General features: G+C 59.5%; 14 protein-coding genes. 8 read left to right on the top strand and 6 right to left on the bottom strand.

Features of this window, described 5'->3' with window-relative positions; genetic code table 11:
* Positions 1-5: 5 nt before the first annotated feature.
* The 4 genes from HX790_RS05795 to yaaA form a co-directional block, all read right to left on the bottom strand.
* The gene (locus tag HX790_RS05795) at positions 6-1,172 is read right to left on the bottom strand and encodes an alginate biosynthesis protein Alg44 (RefSeq protein ID WP_017135214.1); all 1,167 of its coding nucleotides are present in this window, start codon (positions 1,170-1,172) and stop codon (positions 6-8) included.
* A 36-nt stretch (positions 1,173-1,208) separates the two neighbouring features.
* Complete coding sequence (alg8, locus tag HX790_RS05790) at positions 1,209-2,690, bottom strand: mannuronan synthase (RefSeq protein ID WP_176991338.1); 1,482 nt, start codon at positions 2,688-2,690, stop codon at positions 1,209-1,211.
* A gap of 83 nt (positions 2,691-2,773) precedes the next feature.
* Positions 2,774-4,090, bottom strand: a complete 1,317-nt coding sequence (locus HX790_RS05785) for a nucleotide sugar dehydrogenase (protein ID WP_176991337.1) — start codon at positions 4,088-4,090, stop codon at positions 2,774-2,776.
* An 878-nt stretch (positions 4,091-4,968) separates the two neighbouring features.
* Complete coding sequence (gene yaaA, locus HX790_RS05780; RefSeq protein WP_099548424.1) at positions 4,969-5,748, bottom strand: peroxide stress protein YaaA; 780 nt, start codon at positions 5,746-5,748, stop codon at positions 4,969-4,971.
* A 120-nt stretch (positions 5,749-5,868) separates the two neighbouring features.
* Here yaaA and HX790_RS05775 point away from each other — a divergent pair, with 120 nt between their 5' ends.
* From HX790_RS05775 to moaE, 6 genes are all read left to right on the top strand, one after another.
* The gene (locus tag HX790_RS05775) at positions 5,869-6,993 is read left to right on the top strand and encodes a polysaccharide deacetylase family protein (RefSeq protein WP_099548425.1); all 1,125 of its coding nucleotides are present in this window, start codon (positions 5,869-5,871) and stop codon (positions 6,991-6,993) included.
* 339 nt (positions 6,994-7,332) lie between these two features.
* Complete coding sequence (locus tag HX790_RS05770; protein WP_012722339.1) at positions 7,333-8,727, top strand: PhoH family protein; 1,395 nt, start codon at positions 7,333-7,335, stop codon at positions 8,725-8,727.
* Between the two features lie 309 nt (positions 8,728-9,036).
* On the top strand, positions 9,037-12,771 hold the full coding sequence (locus HX790_RS05765; RefSeq protein ID WP_176991336.1) for an autotransporter domain-containing protein: 3,735 nt from the start codon (positions 9,037-9,039) through the stop codon (positions 12,769-12,771).
* A gap of 207 nt (positions 12,772-12,978) precedes the next feature.
* Positions 12,979-13,452 carry a cyclic pyranopterin monophosphate synthase MoaC gene (moaC, locus tag HX790_RS05760; protein ID WP_017135207.1) on the top strand — a complete coding sequence of 158 codons (474 nt, stop codon included), beginning with the start codon at positions 12,979-12,981 and terminating at the stop codon, positions 13,450-13,452.
* Positions 13,449-13,691, top strand: a complete 243-nt coding sequence (gene moaD, locus HX790_RS05755) for a molybdopterin converting factor subunit 1 (protein WP_017135206.1) — start codon at positions 13,449-13,451, stop codon at positions 13,689-13,691. The genes moaC and moaD overlap by 4 nt, the downstream gene beginning before the upstream one ends.
* A gap of 2 nt (positions 13,692-13,693) precedes the next feature.
* Positions 13,694-14,143 (top strand): molybdopterin synthase catalytic subunit MoaE, encoded by a 450-nt coding sequence (gene moaE, locus HX790_RS05750; protein ID WP_017135205.1) that lies wholly within the window; start codon positions 13,694-13,696, stop codon positions 14,141-14,143.
* A gap of 120 nt (positions 14,144-14,263) precedes the next feature.
* Here the strand turns inward: moaE and rhlB are convergent, their stop codons facing one another.
* Positions 14,264-15,733 carry an ATP-dependent RNA helicase RhlB gene (gene rhlB / locus HX790_RS05745; RefSeq protein ID WP_026013543.1) on the bottom strand — a complete coding sequence of 490 codons (1,470 nt, stop codon included), beginning with the start codon at positions 15,731-15,733 and terminating at the stop codon, positions 14,264-14,266.
* Positions 15,734-15,829: 96 nt separating this feature from the next.
* Positions 15,830-16,486 carry an alpha/beta hydrolase gene (locus tag HX790_RS05740; protein ID WP_017135203.1) on the bottom strand — a complete coding sequence of 219 codons (657 nt, stop codon included), beginning with the start codon at positions 16,484-16,486 and terminating at the stop codon, positions 15,830-15,832.
* Positions 16,487-16,831: 345 nt separating this feature from the next.
* On the opposite strand from HX790_RS05740, the gene HX790_RS05735 reads away from it, so the two are divergent.
* Together HX790_RS05735 and HX790_RS05730 are read left to right on the top strand one after the other, a co-directional pair.
* On the top strand, positions 16,832-17,863 hold the full coding sequence (locus HX790_RS05735) for an amino acid ABC transporter substrate-binding protein (protein ID WP_017135202.1): 1,032 nt from the start codon (positions 16,832-16,834) through the stop codon (positions 17,861-17,863).
* Between the two features lie 72 nt (positions 17,864-17,935).
* Complete coding sequence (locus tag HX790_RS05730; RefSeq protein WP_017135201.1) at positions 17,936-19,117, top strand: amino acid ABC transporter permease; 1,182 nt, start codon at positions 17,936-17,938, stop codon at positions 19,115-19,117.
* Positions 19,118-19,123 lie beyond the last annotated feature (6 nt).

The following is a 19,123-nucleotide window of genomic DNA, read 5'->3' as shown; positions in this document are numbered from 1 at the left end:
TCCGCTTACAGACCGTGAGCCATGGCTTTATCGATCAGCCAGTTCAGCGAAGGGCCGCGGTCGCTGGTGACTTCCACTGGGCGCCCGGCATAGGTGCTGTCCAGCGGCGCGTCCGGCTTGATCTGCACGCGAATGTCGGAAGACAAGTCGGCGCTGTTCAGGCTGGTGCTGCTGACGATGGTGCCGGTACGGATCTGTTCTTCGTCGGCGACCTGGAAGTTCACCTGTGTACCTGGGCGCACGTCAGCGAACTGGCGATAGGTAAAGCGCGCTTCCACATTGGCCTGGCTGCCGCGTGGCACCAATTGGAAGATCACATCGCCCTTGCTGGCGTACTGGCCGTCGGCGACCAATTGCTGGGCGACCACGCAATCGCACGGCGAGGTCAGGGTGCCGGTCATTTGCTTGCCGAACAGCTCTTCAACCTTGGCCGGTTGCAGCTGGTCTTCGTCCAGATGGCCCTTGAGCACATCGAGCATGCTGGTGCTGAACGTTGCCAGTGGCGCACCTTTGGCTGCAACCGCGTCGCCTTTGAGCAGGCTCTGCACGGTGCCGTCGCGCGGCATGGTCACGTTCATGCCGGGCACGCTGACGAGGCCGGCCTGGGCGTGGCTGACGAAGTACATGCCGTACACCGACTTGAACACAAAACCGAACGCGGCGAGGCCGACAATGAAGATCCCGGCGCTGAACACCACCGCGCGCAGGCGGCCGAACGCGGTCATGCCGCTGCCGCCGTCCTTGACCTTGCGCGCCTTGGTGAAGTTGTCGCGTTGCAGGGTGGCCAGCACGTCGCCCATGGTCACGATGTCGCCGGACAGGTGCGAAGTGATCAGGTGGCGCAGGGTGGAAATATCCTGGGCGTCGAGGTTCTGGAACTGGCAACCGGTGCGGCCGCTCTGGCGGTCGTAGGAGCGAATCTGCAGCTCTACATCCATCGCCAAACCGAGGTTATCGATCACGAACTGCAGGCGGCCCTTGTGCACTTCACCGACGGTCAGCGGCTGGGTGGCGGTGAACGCCAGGCCACCGGCGGACAGGTCGATCACCCGTGCTTCGGTCTGGGTACGGTCGGTGTTGAAGAAGCGCAGCTTGGCCGGGATTTTGACCCGGGCATGTTGGCGCTGGGCTTCGGATTCGTGGACAACGTTGGCGTTTACTGGGCTGTTCATATGTTCGATTTCCTAGTTAATTCAGGCTTGGCTGGGTCAGACCATCATCAGCAACACGGCGACGAAAATGCTGCCGGCGGAGAAGGTCATGGTCCGAGACGACCAGGTGTTGAACCAACGTTGAAAGCTGGCCAAATCGCGGGTCAGTTTGGTGTCCTGGCGGGTCCAGGACTGTTGATCAAGGCGGAAGAACACGTAGATCTTCACCAGCGCGCCCATGATCTGGTTGTAATAGAGAATCACCGGGTAGGCCGGGCCGATCTTGTGGCCGGAGCACGACAGCAGCAGGGTCAGGATCAGGCGGGTGATACCGATCCACAGCAGGTACGCGAGGATGAACGCGCCGCCGTATTTGAAGGTGGCGATGATCGCCACGGTCAGGCCGAGCAGGGAGGTCCACATCGATACGCGCTGGTCGAACAACACGATGCTGGTGAACAGGCCCAACCGACGCATACCCAGGCCCAGAGCGCGGGAGTTCTGGCGCAGGTTGTTGCCGTACCAGCGGAACATCAGCTTGCGGCTGGCCTTGATAAAGCTCTTTTCCGGCGGGTGTTCCACGGTGTGGATCGCGGCGTCCGGCACGTAGAAGGTGTCGTAGCCCAGGCGCATCAGGCTGAACCAGCTCGACTTGTCGTCACCGGTCAAAAACTTGAAGCGGCCCAGGCGCCAGTGTTGCAACGAGTCGCTTTCCACGTCGGCGATAAAGCCGGGGTCGGTCACCACGTTGGCGCGGAACACCGACATACGACCGGTCATGGTCAGTACGCGCTTGGACAGGGCCATGGAGCACATGTTGATGTGGCGCTGGGCGAAGCGCAGCTTGTGCCATTCGCTCATGATGTAGCCGCCGTGTACTTCGCAGAATTCGTTGGTGGTCAGGCCACCGACATTGCCGAACAGCTGGAACCACGGCACGGTCTTGCGCACTACACCTTCGGCGAGCACGGTGTCGCCATCGATCACCGCCACCACGGCGCGGTCATCCGGCAGGTGGCGCGAGATAGCGCGGAAACCGAAGGCCAGGCCGTCGCGTTTGCCGGTGCCGGCGATGCGCACGAAGTCGAGCTTTACGCGCTCCGGCGGGTTCATGCGTTCCCACAGGCTTTTCACCAGCAGCTCATCGGACATCTCCACCAGCGAGCACACCACGGTGGTTGGGAAGCCGCACTCGATGGCTTCGCGAATCACCGAGCTGTAGACCTGCGCGGTGGTCAGCGCGTCGATACGGAAACTGGTGACCATCAGGAATACGTGGGACGGGTCGGCCGCCTTGCCCAGCTTGCGCACCTTGCGGCGCAAGTGCGGGTAGACCACGTACAGGAACAGCATGCCGCGAAAGAAATGCGTAGCACCCATCGAGTAGCGCCAGATGCCGACGGCGCCAATCAGGAAAATAAAATTCTTCGACTGCGAGTCGAACGTACTCGCCGGCAACAGCAGGGCGAGACCCATCAGCAGGCTGAGGAAGAACAACCAGCCGGCCGATTGCAGTAATACATGTTTTAACTTGGACATAAGCGTCATCCGGAAGGGAAGGAGGCTTCAGGCTGCACGCGCTGGGGATAAAGACACGTGCAACCCGAAACTTGCCGTCGCTGTTACCAGCAAATGCCTTCGGTACGGCTGCTGACACTGGTGGCCTGGGACATGAAGCCCACCAAGTCGATCACCTGTTTGCCGTGAGGTGCGTTGTGCGCCAGGGCACGGAATTTCTCGTCACGGTTGCCGAGGATGATCACGTCGGAGTTGTTGATCACGTCGTCGAAGTCGGAATTGAGCAGGGACGACACATGCGGGATCTTGCCTTCGATGTAGTCCTTGTTCGCGCCGTGGACACGGGCGTATTCGACGTTGCTGTCGTAGATGCTCAGGTCAAAACCCTTGCCGATCAGCATTTCCGCCAGTTCCACCAGCGGGCTTTCGCGCAGGTCGTCGGTGCCGGCCTTGAAGCTCAGGCCCAGCAGGGCGACTTTGCGTTTGTCATGGCCGGCGACGATGTCGAAGGCGTTCTGTACCTGGGACTCGTTGCTGCGCATCAGCGAGTTGAGCAGCGGCGCTTCCACATCCAGCGAGCCTGCGCGGTAGGTGAGGGCGCGCACGTCTTTGGGCAGGCACGAGCCGCCGAACGCGAAGCCTGGGCGCATGTAGTACTGGGACAGGTTGAGCGTCTTGTCCTGGCACACCACTTCCATCACTTCGCGACCATCGACGCCGACGGCCTTGGCAATGTTGCCGATCTCGTTGGCGAAGGTGACCTTGGTGGCGTGCCACACGTTGCAGGTGTACTTGATCATCTCGGCGACGGCGATGTCCTTGCGGATGATCGGTGCATCGAGTTCTTCGTACAGCGACTGCAGGACATCGCCGGAGGCTTTGTCGAATTCGCCGATGACGGTCATCGGCGGCAAGTCGTAGTCGGCGATGGCAGTGGATTCACGCAGGAACTCAGGGTTCACCGCCACGCCGAAGTCGACACCGGCTTTTTTGCCGGAGCAGTCTTCCAGAATCGGGATCACCACATTGGCTACGGTGCCTGGCAATACGGTGCTGCGCACCACGATGGTGTGACGGGTGGTTTTGTCACGCAGGACAAAACCGATCTCGCGGCATACCGCTTCGATGTAGTTGAGTTCCAGGTCGCCGTTTTTCTTGCTCGGCGTGCCCACGCAAATCATCGACAGGTCGGTATCGCGGATGGCGTCGGCGAAGTTGGTAGTGCCGCGCAGTCGACCGTTTGCGATGCCTTGGCTCAACAGTTCGCCCAGACCCGGTTCAACGATCGGCGATTTACCCGCGTTGATCAGGTCGATCTTATCCTTGGAGATGTCTACGCCGACCACTTCATGGCCACGGGCAGACAGGCAACCGGCACAGACTGCGCCAACGTAACCCAAACCAAATATGCTGATGCGCATCGCAATTACCTCTTTGTTTAATACAGGCCATTAGATGGCTGGAGTTCATGTTTGCAAGCGTCACTGATGCCGCGAAAGTTGGGCGAATAGACGCCGACTTACCGCGTGCAGGCATGTTTAATGACGAGTGACTAATAAGTGCACCCAAGGTGTGCGCAACGTGGCCTTGTTATTGGAGCTTGCCCTGAAATGCAGCCGGCCTTCCTGGGAGAAGGGCCTGGCGTCAGTGCCTCAGGGCCTTGATAGAGGCTGATAGCCTTTAAATATCAATGCCTTGGGTTGTATCACTGACCCATTAGGGGAAGCTTGGCCTTGGTCTTATAGTGCGTGGCAATTCATCCTTGTCGCCGCTATCAACTAATCAATTGGCAATATGACTCCTGAGTCAAAGTTGAAATATGACAACTTTGCTACTTCCGTGGGTTGGTCATGTAAGTCATCTCTTACAGCAACAGAGAATTTCGTTACCGGTGGTATGAGCGGTGCTTGAGGGTGAAGTTCCTGGCCGCTCATCCTGTTTCCGGAAATTTCTTGAAATATTAGAAAAGATGGCACTGGTACTATATTGATAGCACTTGCTATTTGGGCGAGTGGATATGGGGAGTTGAAGAGAGGGGATAGTTTTGTGCCACTAGTGTTTGAAAAAAGTGGTGCCACTACGAAAAAAAATGACGAATGTCGAGTGAAAGATTCGTTAGGAATCTGCTTGAGGTTTTTTTGACGTCAAACAAATGACTTTTTCGACGTGGAATGCAGACAAAAATGTGGGAGCTGGCTTGCCTGCGATAGCGGAGTGTCAGGTAAAGAAATACTGACTGACCCACAGCTATCGCAGGCAAGCCAGCTCCCACAGTTGAACTACAGCGTGAGAGCGGGCGCTATTCCGGTGCGTGATCGCGCAGGAACACCAAATTATCCGGCTTGGACTGCTCCGCATTGAAGCGATAACCCTGCACATCAAACTGCTTCAGTTTGGCAGGATCATTGATGCGTTCTTCAATCACAAAACGGCTCATCATGCCCCGCGCCTTTTTGGCGTAGAAGCTGATGATCTTGTACTGGCCGTTCTTCAGGTCCTTGAACTCGGTGTTGATGATCCGTGCGTTCAGAGCCGTGCGCTTGACCGCCGAGAAGTACTCGTTGGAGGCCAGGTTGAGCAGCACGTCGTCGCCTTGTTCGGCCAGCGCTTCATTGAGCCATTCGCTGATGCGCGTGCCCCAGAATGCGTAGAGGTCTTTGCCGCGGGCGTTGGGCAGTTTGGTGCCCATCTCCAGGCGGTACGGCATCATCAGGTCCAGCGGGCGCAGCAGGCCGTAGAGGCCCGAGAGCATGCGCAGGTGGTCCTGGGCGTAGCTGAAGTCGGCATCGCTGAAGGTTTCGGCATTCAGGCCGGTGTAGACGTCGCCCTTGAACGCCAGCAGCGCCTGCTTGGCATTGGCCGGTGTGAAGGCCGGGGTCCAGCTGCCGAAACGGGCGGCATTGAGGCCGCCGATTTTGTCGGAGACGTGCATCAACTCGCTGATTTGCGCCGGGCTCAATTCGCGCAATTGTTCGATCAGTTCCTGGGAGTGGTCGAGGTATTGCGGTTGAGTGAAGCGTGGGGTTGCCGGCTTTGACTCGAAGTCGAGGGTTTTGGCGGGGGAAATCACCATCAGCATGAAGTTGGCTCCTGTAATCGTGGCAGGGATTCTAGGGGGTTGAGTGGTTTGACTCCACCTATGATGGCGATAGGCACGATCCGCTATGATGGGCGGTAACTCTGGAGAGGGAGACCCTGCGTGCGCCTAGCACTATTATTGTCAGCCTGCTTACTGTGCCTGAACGCCAGCGCCGCGCCGGTGGATGTCGCCAGCCTGGACCGTGGCATCTGGCCCGAAAAGCTCAGCAGCCCGGCGCTGTTCGATGTCGCTTCGCGCGCTGAAATCCTGATGTTCGCCCATAGCCTGCTGGCCAGCGAAAACCAGGATGAGGCCGCCCTCAAGCAGCGTCTTGGTCTGAAAAACATCAACCTCGCCGCCATCGACGACCTGCGTCGCCAGCTCTGGCAGCGCCTGCTGGAAAACTACACGGCGGCCCAGCAGAGCTGCGAAGAGGACGCCTCGTTCTGCTACCTGGTGGAAAACATGGACGATCTGCGCGAGCAGGCCGGCAAGTTCCAGGTCAGCGATAACTCCTTCTATATAGGCTGGGCCGGGCCTAGCCATAACTTCCATGAACGCTACCTGGAGGAGCTGTTGCGCAAAGCCGCGCTGTTCCCGCAGATCAGCAGCGAAGTGCTGCGCTTTGGTGACCACGAACGCAATGGCGACGAGTTCAACGACCGTCTGTTCCTGCTGACCTTCGACGGCGGCCCGGCGCCGGTCAGCGGCAATACCGACTGGCTCACCGACTACCTGCGCAAGCAGAAGATGAACGCCATGTTCTTTGCCCTTGGCAGCAGTTTGCAAACCCGTGTGGAGCGCAGTTCCAGCAGTGACGTGCAGGCCTTGTACCAAGGCCAGTGCGTGGGCACCCAGGGTTGGCAATACCGCTCCCACAGCCATTGGGTCGAGTGGCAAAGCTCGATTACGCGCAGCGCTGCGCTGGTGCAGAACCTGATGCCGGAAAACTACGTTCCGCTGTTTCGCCCGCCCTATGGCCAGCGCCGTGCCGACAGCCAGGGTTTCTTCCAATCCCAGGGTTTGCAGGTGGCGTTGTGGGACATCGACTCCCAGGACGAACCGGGCAAACTCAAGGCCGATGAGTCGGCGCAACGGGTGCTGACGTTGATGCTGCTGTGGCGCAAAGGCGTGATTGTGTTTCACGACACCCAGGACAAGGCGCGGGTGGCTTTGCCGATGTTATTGCAGGCAACGGCGCAAAGTGGCTTGGGTTGGCAGGACTGCCGGGAGGCATTTCGCTGAAGTGCCCGGCCCTGTTAGGGATGGGGGAATTCAGGGGTGATTTTGTGCGACATTTCGATGCAGGCGGACTTCCGACTTTAACGGGGTCACTGGCACTCGGCTAGTGCTATTCGTCATCCTGAAAAATAAACTTCAAAAAAGCGTCAAAGTGCTTTTTCCTGTCATGGGTTTTGCGGTATTACGAAGTCAGATCGCCGAACCCTGCAACACAGGTGGCGTCTTCCAAGACTCCTCATGTGGGCACTGCACTTGACGTCACTCAGGTGCAGTCGGTGGTCGAATCGAGGCGCAGCACCGCCCAGGTATTGCGTCGAATGGCTCCCACAAAGGTGACCGAGTATGGATGATCATGGACGTAACCCTTCTTCCGACCAGCCAATCCTTTATGTGCTTGATACCAACGTATTGATCCACGATCCAAACGCACTGCTTAACTTCGAAGAACACCACGTCGCCATCCCGATGATCGTGCTTGAGGAACTCGACAAACTCAAAAGCGGGCACCACAGCGTGGCTGCCGAATGCCGCCAGGCGATCCGCCTGATCGACAAGACCCTGGGCGAAGCCTCACCCGAGGACGTTGAAGTCGGCGTGCCGATCCAGCGCGGCAAAAGCGGGCCGAAGGGCTTGCTGTCGATTCTGATGAGCAAGCGCAGCGAGCCCAACAGCCTGCTGCCGGAAAACCTCAACGACAACAAAATCATCAACCAATTGATCGACCTGCACGCGCGCGACAAGGACCTGCGCCTGGTGCTGGTGACCAAAGACATCAATATGCGCCTCAAGGCACGAGCGTGTGGGATCGCTGCCGAGGACTACAGTACCGACCAACTCGTCGACGACGTGTCGATGCTGTCGCGGGGTTATCACACCGTGACCGGCTCTTTCTGGGATCTTGTCAGCAAGGTCGAAACCCGTCAGGACCATGGCCGTACCTGGCACCAGGTGCAGTTGATCGACAACCTGCCGGCCGTGCACATCAATGAATTCATCATCGACGAACAGGGTTTTGTGGGCTGGATCAAAGAGATCCAGGTCGACAAACTGCTGATCCTCGACCTGCATCAGGAACCCCTGTTGCATCAGGAAGCCTGGGGCCTGAAACCGCGTGACATCTACCAGAGCCTGGCGCTCTATGCGCTGCTCGACCCGGACATTCACCTGGTCAACCTGACCGGCGCTGCAGGCTCGGGGAAAACCATCCTCGCCCTGGCGGCCGCCATTGAGCAAACCATGGTGACCAAGCGTTATCGCCGCATCATCGCCACCCGCAGCGTGCAGGGCCTGGACCAGGAGATCGGCTTTCTGCCCGGCACCGAAGCGGAAAAAATGGAGCCGTGGCTGGGGGCGATCACCGACAACCTCGAAGCCTTGCACATGGATGACGAAAACACCCATGGCAGCGTCGACTACATCCTCAGCAAAGTGCCGTTGCAGTTCAAATCCCTCAATTACATCCGAGGTCGCAGCTTCCAGCAGAGCCTGATTTTGATCGATGAATGCCAGAACCTCACGCCGCACCAGATGAAAACCATCATCACCCGTGCTGGCGCCGGTTCCAAAGTGGTGTGCCTGGGCAACCTGGCACAGATCGACACCCCTTACCTGTCCGCGACCAGCTCCGGGCTGACCTACCTGACGGAACGCTTTAAAGACTTCCCGAACGGCGTGCATATCGCGCTGCAAGGGGTACCTCGTTCGATCCTGGCCGAGTACGCCGAATCCCATCTGTAATCGCCCATGCTGTAGTTAGTGGCTAAATGCCACAAAACACCCCGAATTTCTCGCGAAGTTCGGGGTTTTTGTTATGGGCGACATTTGTCTTCGTTAATGCGTCCTGGGTGCTTGTAGGCTTTGTAATTATTTTGTTACATTTTTTATCGCCGAAAACTATAAGAAAACAGCGTAACCCCGTCGAAACGCGATCGCTTTGATTCGACGATTTATTCAAGACCCGGCGTTGGTCTTGCGCGTGATCCTGCCTATTACAAAAAGCCCGATACATCGCTCATTGACGAAGCACATATCCAAAGGGAAAGGAAAATGGACGCAGCAGGTAATGGCTTCACTTTGTCGCAAAAACGCAAGCGCGCTACAGGCTCCAAATCGATACCCCTTACACCCATCGCACTCGGCTTGGCCTTATGGCTGGGCCAGGGCTCCATGGCCTGGGCCGATGACGCCAACCCCTACACGTCGCCAGTGCTGGAGTCGGCCTTCAGGAAAGCCGTTGCTTCATTTGGGCCCAACACCGACGTGTATAAAAACCTGCGGTTCGCCTACGCCGATATCGTCGACCTGGCCGCCAAGGACTTTGCAGCACAGTCCGGCAAGTTCGATTCGGCCCTCAAGCAAAACTACGAACTGCAACCGGAAAACCTCACCATCGGCGCCATGCTCGGCGATACCAAGCGTCCGCTGGACTACGCCTCGCGCCTGGATTACTACCGCAGCCGGCTGTTCAGCAACAGCGGGCGCTATACCACCAATATTCTCGACTTCTCCAAGGCCATTATCGCCAACCTGCCGGCGGCCAAGCCCTACACCTACGTAGAGCCTGGCGTGAGCAGCAACCTCAACGCGCAACTGAATGCCGGCCAATCCTGGGCGGGCGCCACCCGTGACTGGAGCGCCAACGCGCAAACCTGGAAAACCCCCGAAGCCCAGGTCAACTCCGGCCTGGACCGCACCAACGCGTATTACGCCTACGCCCTGGGCATGACCGGCAAGGGCGTGAACGTCGGCGTGCTCGACTCAGGCATCCTCACTGAACACTTTGAGTTCCAGGGCAAGAATGCCCAGGGCCAGGACCGCGTGCAGGCAGTGACCTCCACCGGCGAGTACTACGCCACTCACCCGCGTTATATTCATGACACGCCGGACGGCCAGTTCCAAAAAGGCGAGCACTTCAGTATTTCCGGCGAGTACGACCCGAAGATCAATGACGGTCACGGCACGGAGATGTCCGGCGTACTGGGCGCCAGCCGCAACGGCACCGGCATGCATGGCATTGCGTTTGACGCGAATATTTTTGTCGCCAATACCGGCGGCACCGATGACAACCGTTTCCAGGGCTCCAATGACCTGGACTACAACGCGTTCATGGCCAGCTACAACGCGCTGGCGGCGAAGAACGTCTCGATCGTCAACCAGAGCTGGGGCCAGAATTCACGCAATGATGTGGAAAACCACTTCGGCAACGTAGGCGACAGCGCGGCCGATAATTTGCGCGACATGACCGCCGCCTATCGCCCGTTCTGGGACAAGGCCCACGCCGGGCAAAAAACCTGGATGGACGCGATGGCCGACGCCGCGCGGCAAAACACTTTCATCCAGATTATCTCGGCCGGCAACGACAGCCACGGTGCCAACCCGGACACCAACGCCAACCTGCCGTTTTTCAAGCCCGATATCGAGAGCAAATTCCTCTCGATCACCGGCTACGACGAGACCAGCGCCCAGGTCTACAACCGCTGCGGCACGTCGAAGTGGTGGTGCGTGATGGGCGTTTCAGGCATCCCGTCCACCGGACCCGAAGGGGAAATTATCCCCAACGCCAACGGCACCTCTGCGGCTGCGCCGAGCGTCTCCGGGGCGCTTGCGCTGGTGATTCAACGCTTCCCTTACATGACCGCCAGCCAGGCGCGGGATGTGTTGCTGACTACCTCCAGCCTGCAAGCGCCGGACGGTCCCGATACGCCGGTGGGCGACCTGACCGGTGGCCGCACCTACGACAACCTGCAACCGGTGCACGACGCCGCGCCAGGCACGCCGCAAGTGCCGGGCGTGGTCAGCGGTTGGGGCTTGCCCAACCTGCAAAAAGCCATGCAAGGGCCGGGGCAGTTCCTCGGCTCGGTGGCGGTGGCCTTGCCGGGTGGTACGCGCGATATCTGGGCCAACCCGATTTCCGATGAGGCAATCCGCGCCCGCCGTGTAGAAGACACCGCCGAACAAGCCACCTGGGCCGCCACCAAGCAACAGAAGGGCTGGGTCAACGGCTTGCCCGCCAATGCCTCTGACGATGACCAGTTTGAATATGAAATCGGCCACGCCCGGGAACAGGCGACGCTGGCACGCGGCAAGGATTTGCTCACCGGCACGACCTACGTCGGCAGCCTGGCCAAGTCCGGCGACGGCGAACTGGTGCTCGAGGGCCAGAACACCTATTCGGGCAGCACCTGGGTACGCGGCGGCAAGCTGTCGGTAGACGGCTCGTTGACCTCCGCGGTGACCGTGGATGGCAGCGCGGTGGGCACCCGCAATGCGGATAACGGCGTGATGACCACGTTGGGCGGCACACTGGCCGGTAACGGCACGGTGGGTGCCTTGACCGTGAACACAGGCGGGCGCGTGGCGCCGGGCCACTCGATCGGCACGCTGCACACCGGCGACGTGACCTTCAACCCTGGTTCGGTGTATGCCGTGGAGGTCGGCCCGAACGGGCAAAGTGATCAAATCCAAAGCAGCGGCGTCGCCACCCTTAACGGAGGTGTGGTGACCGTATCCCTGGAAAACAGCCCGAACCTGCTGTCTGCCACTGAGGCCCGTAGCCTGGAGGGCCAGCAGTTCAACATCCTGACGGCCAGCCAGGGCATCAACGGCCAGTTTGCAGCGATCACGCCCAACTACCTGTTTATCGGCACGCAGTTGAGCTATCAGCCGAACCAACTGAGCCTGGCCGTGGCGCGTAACCAGACGACGTTTGCCAGCATCGCGCAAACCCGCAACGAACGCGCCGTAGCGACGGCGGCCGAAGCCTTGGGCGCGGGCAGCCCGGTGTATGAAAGCCTGCTGGCCTCAGACTCGGCGGCGCAGGCGCAGGCTGCATTCAAGCAACTCTCGGGGCAACTGCACTCGGACGTGGCCGCAGCGCAAATGGCGGACAGCCGTTACATTCGTGAAGCGGTCAACGGCCGTCTGCAACAGGCTCAGGCGCTGGACTCCAGCGCGCAGATCGACACTCACGACAACGGCGGCTGGGTTCAGCTGCTGGGCGGGCGCAATAACGTCAGCGGTGACAACAACGCCAGCGGCTACTCCTCGTCTACCAGTGGCGTGCTGCTGGGCCTGGACACCGAGGTCGGCGACGGCTGGCGTGTGGGCGCCGCCACCGGCTACACCCAAAGCCATCTCAATGGCGAGTCGGCATCGGCGGACAGTGACAACTATCACCTGTCGGTCTACGGCGGTAAACGCTTCGACACCATCGCCCTGCGCATGGGCGGTGCCACCACCTGGCATCGTATCGACAGCTCGCGCCGCGTGGCGTACGCCAACCAGTCGGACTACGACAAAGCTGACTACAACGCGCGCACCGACCAAGTGTTTGCCGAGATCGGTTACACCCAATGGAACCAGTTCGAACCCTTCGCCAACCTGACCTACCTGAACTACCAGAGCGATTCGTTCAAGGAAAAAGGCGGCGCCGCAGCCTTGCATGCCAGCAAGCAAAGCCAGGACGCCACGCTTTCCACCCTGGGCCTGCGCGCACATACCCAACTGCCGGTCAGTTCCACCTCGGCGGTGACGTTGCGCGGTGAGTTGGGCTGGGAGCATCAGTTTGGCGATACCGATCGCGACGCCTCGCTGAAGTTTGCCGGCAGCGACAACGCGTTTGCGGTCAATAGTGTGCCGGTGGCCCGCGATGGCGCGGTGATCAAGGCCAGTGCGGAAATGGCCCTGACCAAGGACACGCTGGTGTCGTTGAACTACAGCGGTTTGCTGTCCAACCGGGGTAACAACAACGGGATCAACGCCGGGTTTACTTTCCGGTTCTAACGGCCGATACCCTGTGGCGAGGGAGCTTGCTCCCGTTGGACTGCGAAGCAGTCCCATGCTCTTGAAGCAAAGAGCAAGGGCCGCTTCGCAGCCCAGCGGGAGCAAGCTCCCTCGCCACGGTTGCGGTGTTCTTTTTAAAGGCCAAACAGCCCTGCGCAAAATTGACTCACAGGTTTACAATTGCCGCTCCTGATCAGGAGTATCCCTGTGCTGACTCATCTCGATTCCCAAGGTCGCGCCCACATGGTCGACGTCACTGACAAAGCCGTGACGTTCCGTGAAGCCGTGGCCGAAGCGCGGGTGCGCATGCTGCCCGAAACCCTGAAAATGATTGTCGACGGCGCCCACCCCAAGGGCGACGTGTTTGCCGTGGCTCGCATCGCCGGGATCCAGGCGGCGAAAAAAACCAGCGACCTGATCCCGTTGTGCCATCCGCTGATGCTGACCGGCGTCAAGGTCGAACTGCGCGCCGACGGTGTGGATGCTGTGCATATCCTCGCGCGCTGCAAACTCAGCGGCCAGACTGGCGTGGAGATGGAAGCGCTCACCGCCGCCAGTGTCGCCGCGCTGACGATCTACGACATGTGCAAGGCGGTGGACCGTGGCATGACCATCGAAAGTATTCGCCTGCTGGAAAAGCTTGGCGGCAAAAGCGGGCATTTCAAGGCGGACCAGGCATGAGCATCAACGTATTGTTTTTTGCGCGTTACGCCGAAGCGACAGGCTTCGATTCGCTGGAGATGGAAGGCGAGTTCGCTACCGTCGATGCGGTGCGACTGGCGTTGGCGGCAGACCCTGAGTTTGCGGTGCTCAACGAGAGCAGCCTGATGTGTGCGCGCAACGAGGAGCTGTGCAGCCTCGACGAACCGGTGCAGGCCGGTGATGAAGTGGCGTTTTTCCCGCCCGTAACTGGAGGCTGAGCATGGCCATTCGCGTACAGGCCGAGGCATTTGACCCCGGCGCAGAGGTCAACGCCATGCACGCCGCCAATGTCGGCGTGGGCGCGGTGGTGAGTTTTGTCGGCTATGTGCGCGACTTTAATGAGGGGCGCGACGTGTCGGGGATGTTCCTTGAACATTACCCCGGCATGACCGAAAAAGCCCTGGCCAAGATCACCGTGGAAGCCGGGCAGCGCTGGCCGTTGCTCAAGTTGGAAGTGCTGCACCGGATCGGCGCGTTGGAGCCGGGCGAGCCGATTGTGTTTGTTGCGGCGGCCAGCGCGCATCGCCAGGCAGCGTTTGATGCCTGTGCGTTTGTGATGGATTACTTGAAGACGCGGGCGCCGTTCTGGAAGAAGGAAAACACGCCTGAAGGCCCGCGCTGGGTGGAAGGGCGGGGCAGTGATCACGCGGCGGCGGATCGCTGGAAGTGAGCATCTGCTGAAGATCGATGGAGATCCAAATGTGGGAGCAGGGCTTGTGTGGGAGCTGGCTCCCACAAAAGCCAGCTCCCACACAAGCCAGCCCCCACATTTCCTACTGCATTTCAGCTATTAAGGGCGTTTGCGTTCCACAGCCCGCAGCAAATGCGTCGGCGGCGTTTCGCAGCTGATCTTGCGACCCAGAAGCGTCTCAATCGACGGCAGCTGGTACGAGTCATCTTCCCCCGCAAAGCTGATCGAAACACCCGCCGCCCCGGCACGGCCAGTACGGCCAATGCGGTGCACGTAGTCGTCCGGTACTTCCGGCAGGGTGAAGTTGATCACGTGGCTGATGCCGTCGATGTGAATGCCGCGCCCGGCCACGTCGGTGGCCACCAGCACGCGGATCTTGCCTTCGCGGAAACCTTCCAGGGTCTTGATACGCTTGTGCTGCGGCACATCGCCGGACAGTTGCGCGGCATTGACGCCATCGCGCACCAGGCGTTCTTCGATGCGGCGTACTTCGTCCTTGCGGTTGGCGAACACCATCACGCGCTCCCAACCGTTGTCGTTGACCAGGTTGTAGAGCAGTTTGTACTTGTCGGCCCCGGCCACGGCATAGATGTGTTGCTCAACGTTTTCGCTGGCAACGTTCAGCGCTTCGATCTCGACGATGGACGGGTCGGTGGTCCACTGCTTGGCGAGGTTCATCACGTCTTCGGTGAAGGTCGCAGAGAACAGCAGGGTCTGACGCTCGTTTTTCGGCGGGGTCTGGCGAATGATCTGGCGCACTTGCGGGATAAAGCCCATGTCGAGCATGCGGTCGGCTTCGTCCAGCACCATCACTTCAACCATGTCCAAATGCACGTCGCCGCGCTGGTTGAAGTCGAGCAGGCGGCCTGGCGTGGCGACCAGGATGTCGCAGTGACGGGCTTCGAGGTGCTTGAGCTGCTTGTCGAAGTCCATGCCGCCCACGAACGTCATGACGTTGAGGCCGGTGTACTTGGTCAGGTCGGCGGCGTCCTTGGCGATCTGTACCACCAGCTCGCGGGTCGGGGCGATGATCAATGCACGCGGCTCACCCATGTAGCGTTCTTTGGGCGGTGGCGTTTGCAGCAGCTGGGTGATGATCGAGATCAGGAACGCGGCGGTCTTGCCGGTGCCGGTCTGCGCGCGGCCGATGGCGTCTTTGCCGGCGAGGGTGAAGCCCAACACCTGCGCCTGGATCGGCGTGCAGTACGGGAAGCCCAGGTCCTGGATGGCATGCATCAGTTCCGGGGCCAGTTTGAAGTCATGGAAGCGGGTCTTGCCTTCCTGGGGTTCAACCACGAAGTCTTCGAGTTTCCACGGGGTCACGGGCGGCTTCGGTGCGCGTTCACGACGGGGCGCTTTCGGCGCCGGCGCGGGGGCTGCCTCGACAGGTTGGGCCTGTTCGGGCGCGGTCACCTTTGGCTTCTGCGGCTGTGCGGCAGGTGCGGTCCGGCCGGGCTGTTGGCCGTCATTGCGGCTGCCGGAGGAGGGCACAGGAGCACTGGGAACTGGCGCGAGCGGCTCAGCCTCGCTTTTGCCGAACATCTTCTTAAGTGCTTTGAGCACGGTGATCTCATTAATTGGTTAAGGAATGTACGCCGGCCAGTGTAATGCAAGAAACGGGCGCGGCGTAGTGCGTCTGTCATACGGCTACATAAACTGTGGTTTTCAGCCCAGCCGGGCGGTCAACCAGGCACCGATATCGGCGATCTCTTGAGGTAACACTTCGTGACCCATTGGGTATTCCTGCCATGTCACGGTGACACCACGGCTGTTTAAATGCTCGTAGGCGCTGCGGCCCATGGCGTTCTGCACCACGTCGTCGTATTGGCCGTGCAGGCACAGCGTTGGAATGCGCTGCTGGCTGGCGGACAACTCCAGCTCATCCCCGAAGGTCGGTGCATAAGTCGAGAGGGCGATTACACCACCCAACGGTCCCTGCCATTTAAGGAAGGCGGTGTGGAAAACCACGGCGCCGCCCTGGGAAAAACCGGCGAGGAAAATTCGCGAAGCGTCTATTCCGGTTCTCTTCTGTTCTTCGATCAAATCCGTGACCATTTTGGCCGAGGCTTCCAGCTCTTCCAGGCTGATCGAGCGAGCCGGGCTCATGGCCTTGATGTCGTACCAACTCGGCATCTCGTAACCGCCATTTATGGTTACCGGACGTGTCGGTGCCTGGGGCAAAACGAAGCGGGTGCTCAGCAGGCTTTCCTGCAACGCTTCCGCCACCGGCAAAAAGTCGTAGCGATCAGCACCCAGGCCATGCAACCAGATAACGCAGGCGTCTGCGGGCTTGGCGGGCTGAAGAATCAAGGGTTCGGTCATGTCTGCTCCATATATGTGCGTGCGCTCCGATTGGGTGCGTCGGAACGGTGCGCGACGGGTTGATCTGTTAAGAGAATGTCGCAACGTTGAATGTTTTTCTATTGACCAAGGGCTGAAACGACTCAGCCACCACTCTGGTACGCGCCTTGCTATGTGTAGGTCGATGTCAGAACTATCTTGGGACGGTAACACTATCAGTGACTGCCGCTTGTGGGATAGCAACTGGAATTACCGCGAAAACCTCATGCCGCTTGACCCTAAAAAAAGCCAACACGGGTCGATATCGCCTCATAAGGGTGCGCTGGGGTTTTAGCTCCGACACAACAAGAGCAACTGGAGGTTTGAATGAAGGTATTGAAATCCACCCTGGCCATCGTTTCCGCGGCTGCTGTACTGGGTGTCAGTGGTTTTGCCCAAGCTGGCGCCACCCTGGACGCCGTGCAGAAGAAAGGCTTTGTGCAATGTGGCGTGAGTGATGGCTTGCCGGGTTTCTCGGTGCCGGATGCCAGCGGCAAGATCCTCGGGATCGACGCTGACGTTTGCCGCGCTGTGGCCGCTGCCGTGTTCGGTGACGCAACCAAGGTCAAATTCAGCCAGTTGAACGCCAAGGAGCGTTTCACCGCGCTGCAGTCCGGCGAAGTCGACGTACTGTCGCGCAACACCACCATGACCAGTTCGCGCGATGCGGGCATGGGCCTGAAATTCCCAGGCTTCATCACCTACTACGACGGTGTTGGCTTCCTGGTGAACAACAAGCTGGGTGTTAAAAGCGCCAAGGAACTGGACGGTGCAACCATCTGCATCCAGGCCGGTACCACCACTGAGCTGAACGTTTCCGACTACTTCCGCGCCAACAACCTCAAATACACACCGATTACCTTCGACACCTCCGATGAAAGCGCCAAGTCGCTGGAATCCGGTCGTTGCGACGTGCTGACCTCGGACAAATCCCAGCTCTACGCACAGCGCAGCAAGCTGGCTTCGCCGAAGGACTACGTGGTTCTGCCGGAAACCATCTCCAAAGAACCACTGGGCCCGGTCGTGCGTAACGGCGACGACGAGTGGCTGGCCATCGTGCGCTGGGTTGGCTACGCCATGCTCAACGCTGAAGAAGCCGGCATCACCTCGAAAAACGTTGAAGCTGAAGCCAAGTCCACCAAGAACCCGGACGTTGCTCGTCTGCTCGGTTCTGACGGCGAATACGGCAAAGACCTGAAAGTGAAAAAAGATTGGGTTGTACAGATCGTCAAGCAGGTCGGTAACTACGGTGAAGTGTTCGAGCGCAACCTGGGCAAGAGCACCCCACTGGAAATCGACCGTGGCCTGAACGCACTGTGGACTAACGGTGGCATTCAATACGCACCCCCTGTGCGCTGATCGCTGATGGTTCTATCACCCGGTGGGCCAACCACCGGGTGATGTTCTGTTCCATTCTTTCCGGGGCACTTCATGCAAAATCAAATCGGCGCACCCAAGCAGAAGCTCAGCTTCAGCGATCCCAAAGTGCGTGCGTGGCTCTTCCAGATCATCACGATTGTGGCGGTGGTCGCGCTGGGCTGGTACTTGTTCAATAACACCCAGACCAACCTGCAACACCGGGGTATCACCTCGGGTTTCGACTTTCTTGAGCGCAGTGCCGGCTTCGGCATCGCTCAGCATCTGATCGACTACACCGAATCGGACAGCTATGCCCGCGTCTTCGTGATCGGGCTGCTTAATACCTTGCTGGTGACTGTGATCGGTGTGGTCCTGGCGACTATCCTTGGCTTCATCATTGGCGTGGCGCGCTTGTCGCCCAACTGGATGATCAACAAGCTGGCGACGGTGTATGTGGAAGTGTTCCGCAACATTCCGCCGCTGCTGCAAATCCTGTTCTGGTACTTCGCGGTATTCCTGACCATGCCGGGGCCGCGCAACAGCCATAATTTCGGTGACACTTTCTTCGTCAGCAGCCGTGGCTTGAACATGCCGGCGGCGATTGCTGCCGATGGGTTCTGGCCGTTTGTGGCCAGTGTGGTGGTTGCCATTGTGGCAATCGTGCTGATGGCGCGCTGGGCCAACAAACGCTTTGAGGCCACCGGCGTACCGTTCCATAAGTTCTGGGCGGGCCTGGCGTTGTTTATTGTGATCCCGACATTGTGTGCCTTGGTCTTCGGCGCGCCGCTGCACTGGGAAATGCCCAAGCTTTCAGGTTTCAACTTCGTCGGCGGCTGGGTATTGATCCCTGAACTGCTGGCGTTGACCCTGGCGCTGACCGTGTACACGGCGGCGTTTATTGCCGAGATCGTGCGTTCGGGCATCAAGTCCGTCAGCCACGGCCAGACCGAAGCCGCGCGCTCCCTGGGCCTGCGCCCTGGGCCGACGTTGCGCAAGGTCATCATCCCGCAAGCCTTGCGGGTGATCATTCCGCCGCTGACCAGCCAATACCTGAACCTGGCGAAAAACTCCTCGCTGGCCGCCGGTATCGGTTACCCGGAAATGGTTTCGCTGTTTGCCGGCACGGTGCTCAACCAGACCGGCCAGGCCATCGAAGTCATTGCCATCACCATGAGCGTGTACCTGGCGATCAGCATCAGCATTTCCCTGCTGATGAACTGGTACAACAAGCGCATTGCGCTGATCGAGCGGTGAGGAAAC

Source organism: Pseudomonas sp. IPO3747 (genome assembly GCF_013385245.1).
GTDB classification, from domain to species: domain Bacteria; phylum Pseudomonadota; class Gammaproteobacteria; order Pseudomonadales; family Pseudomonadaceae; genus Aquipseudomonas; species Aquipseudomonas edaphica.
This window is presented reverse-complemented; position numbering and strand designations above follow the sequence as displayed.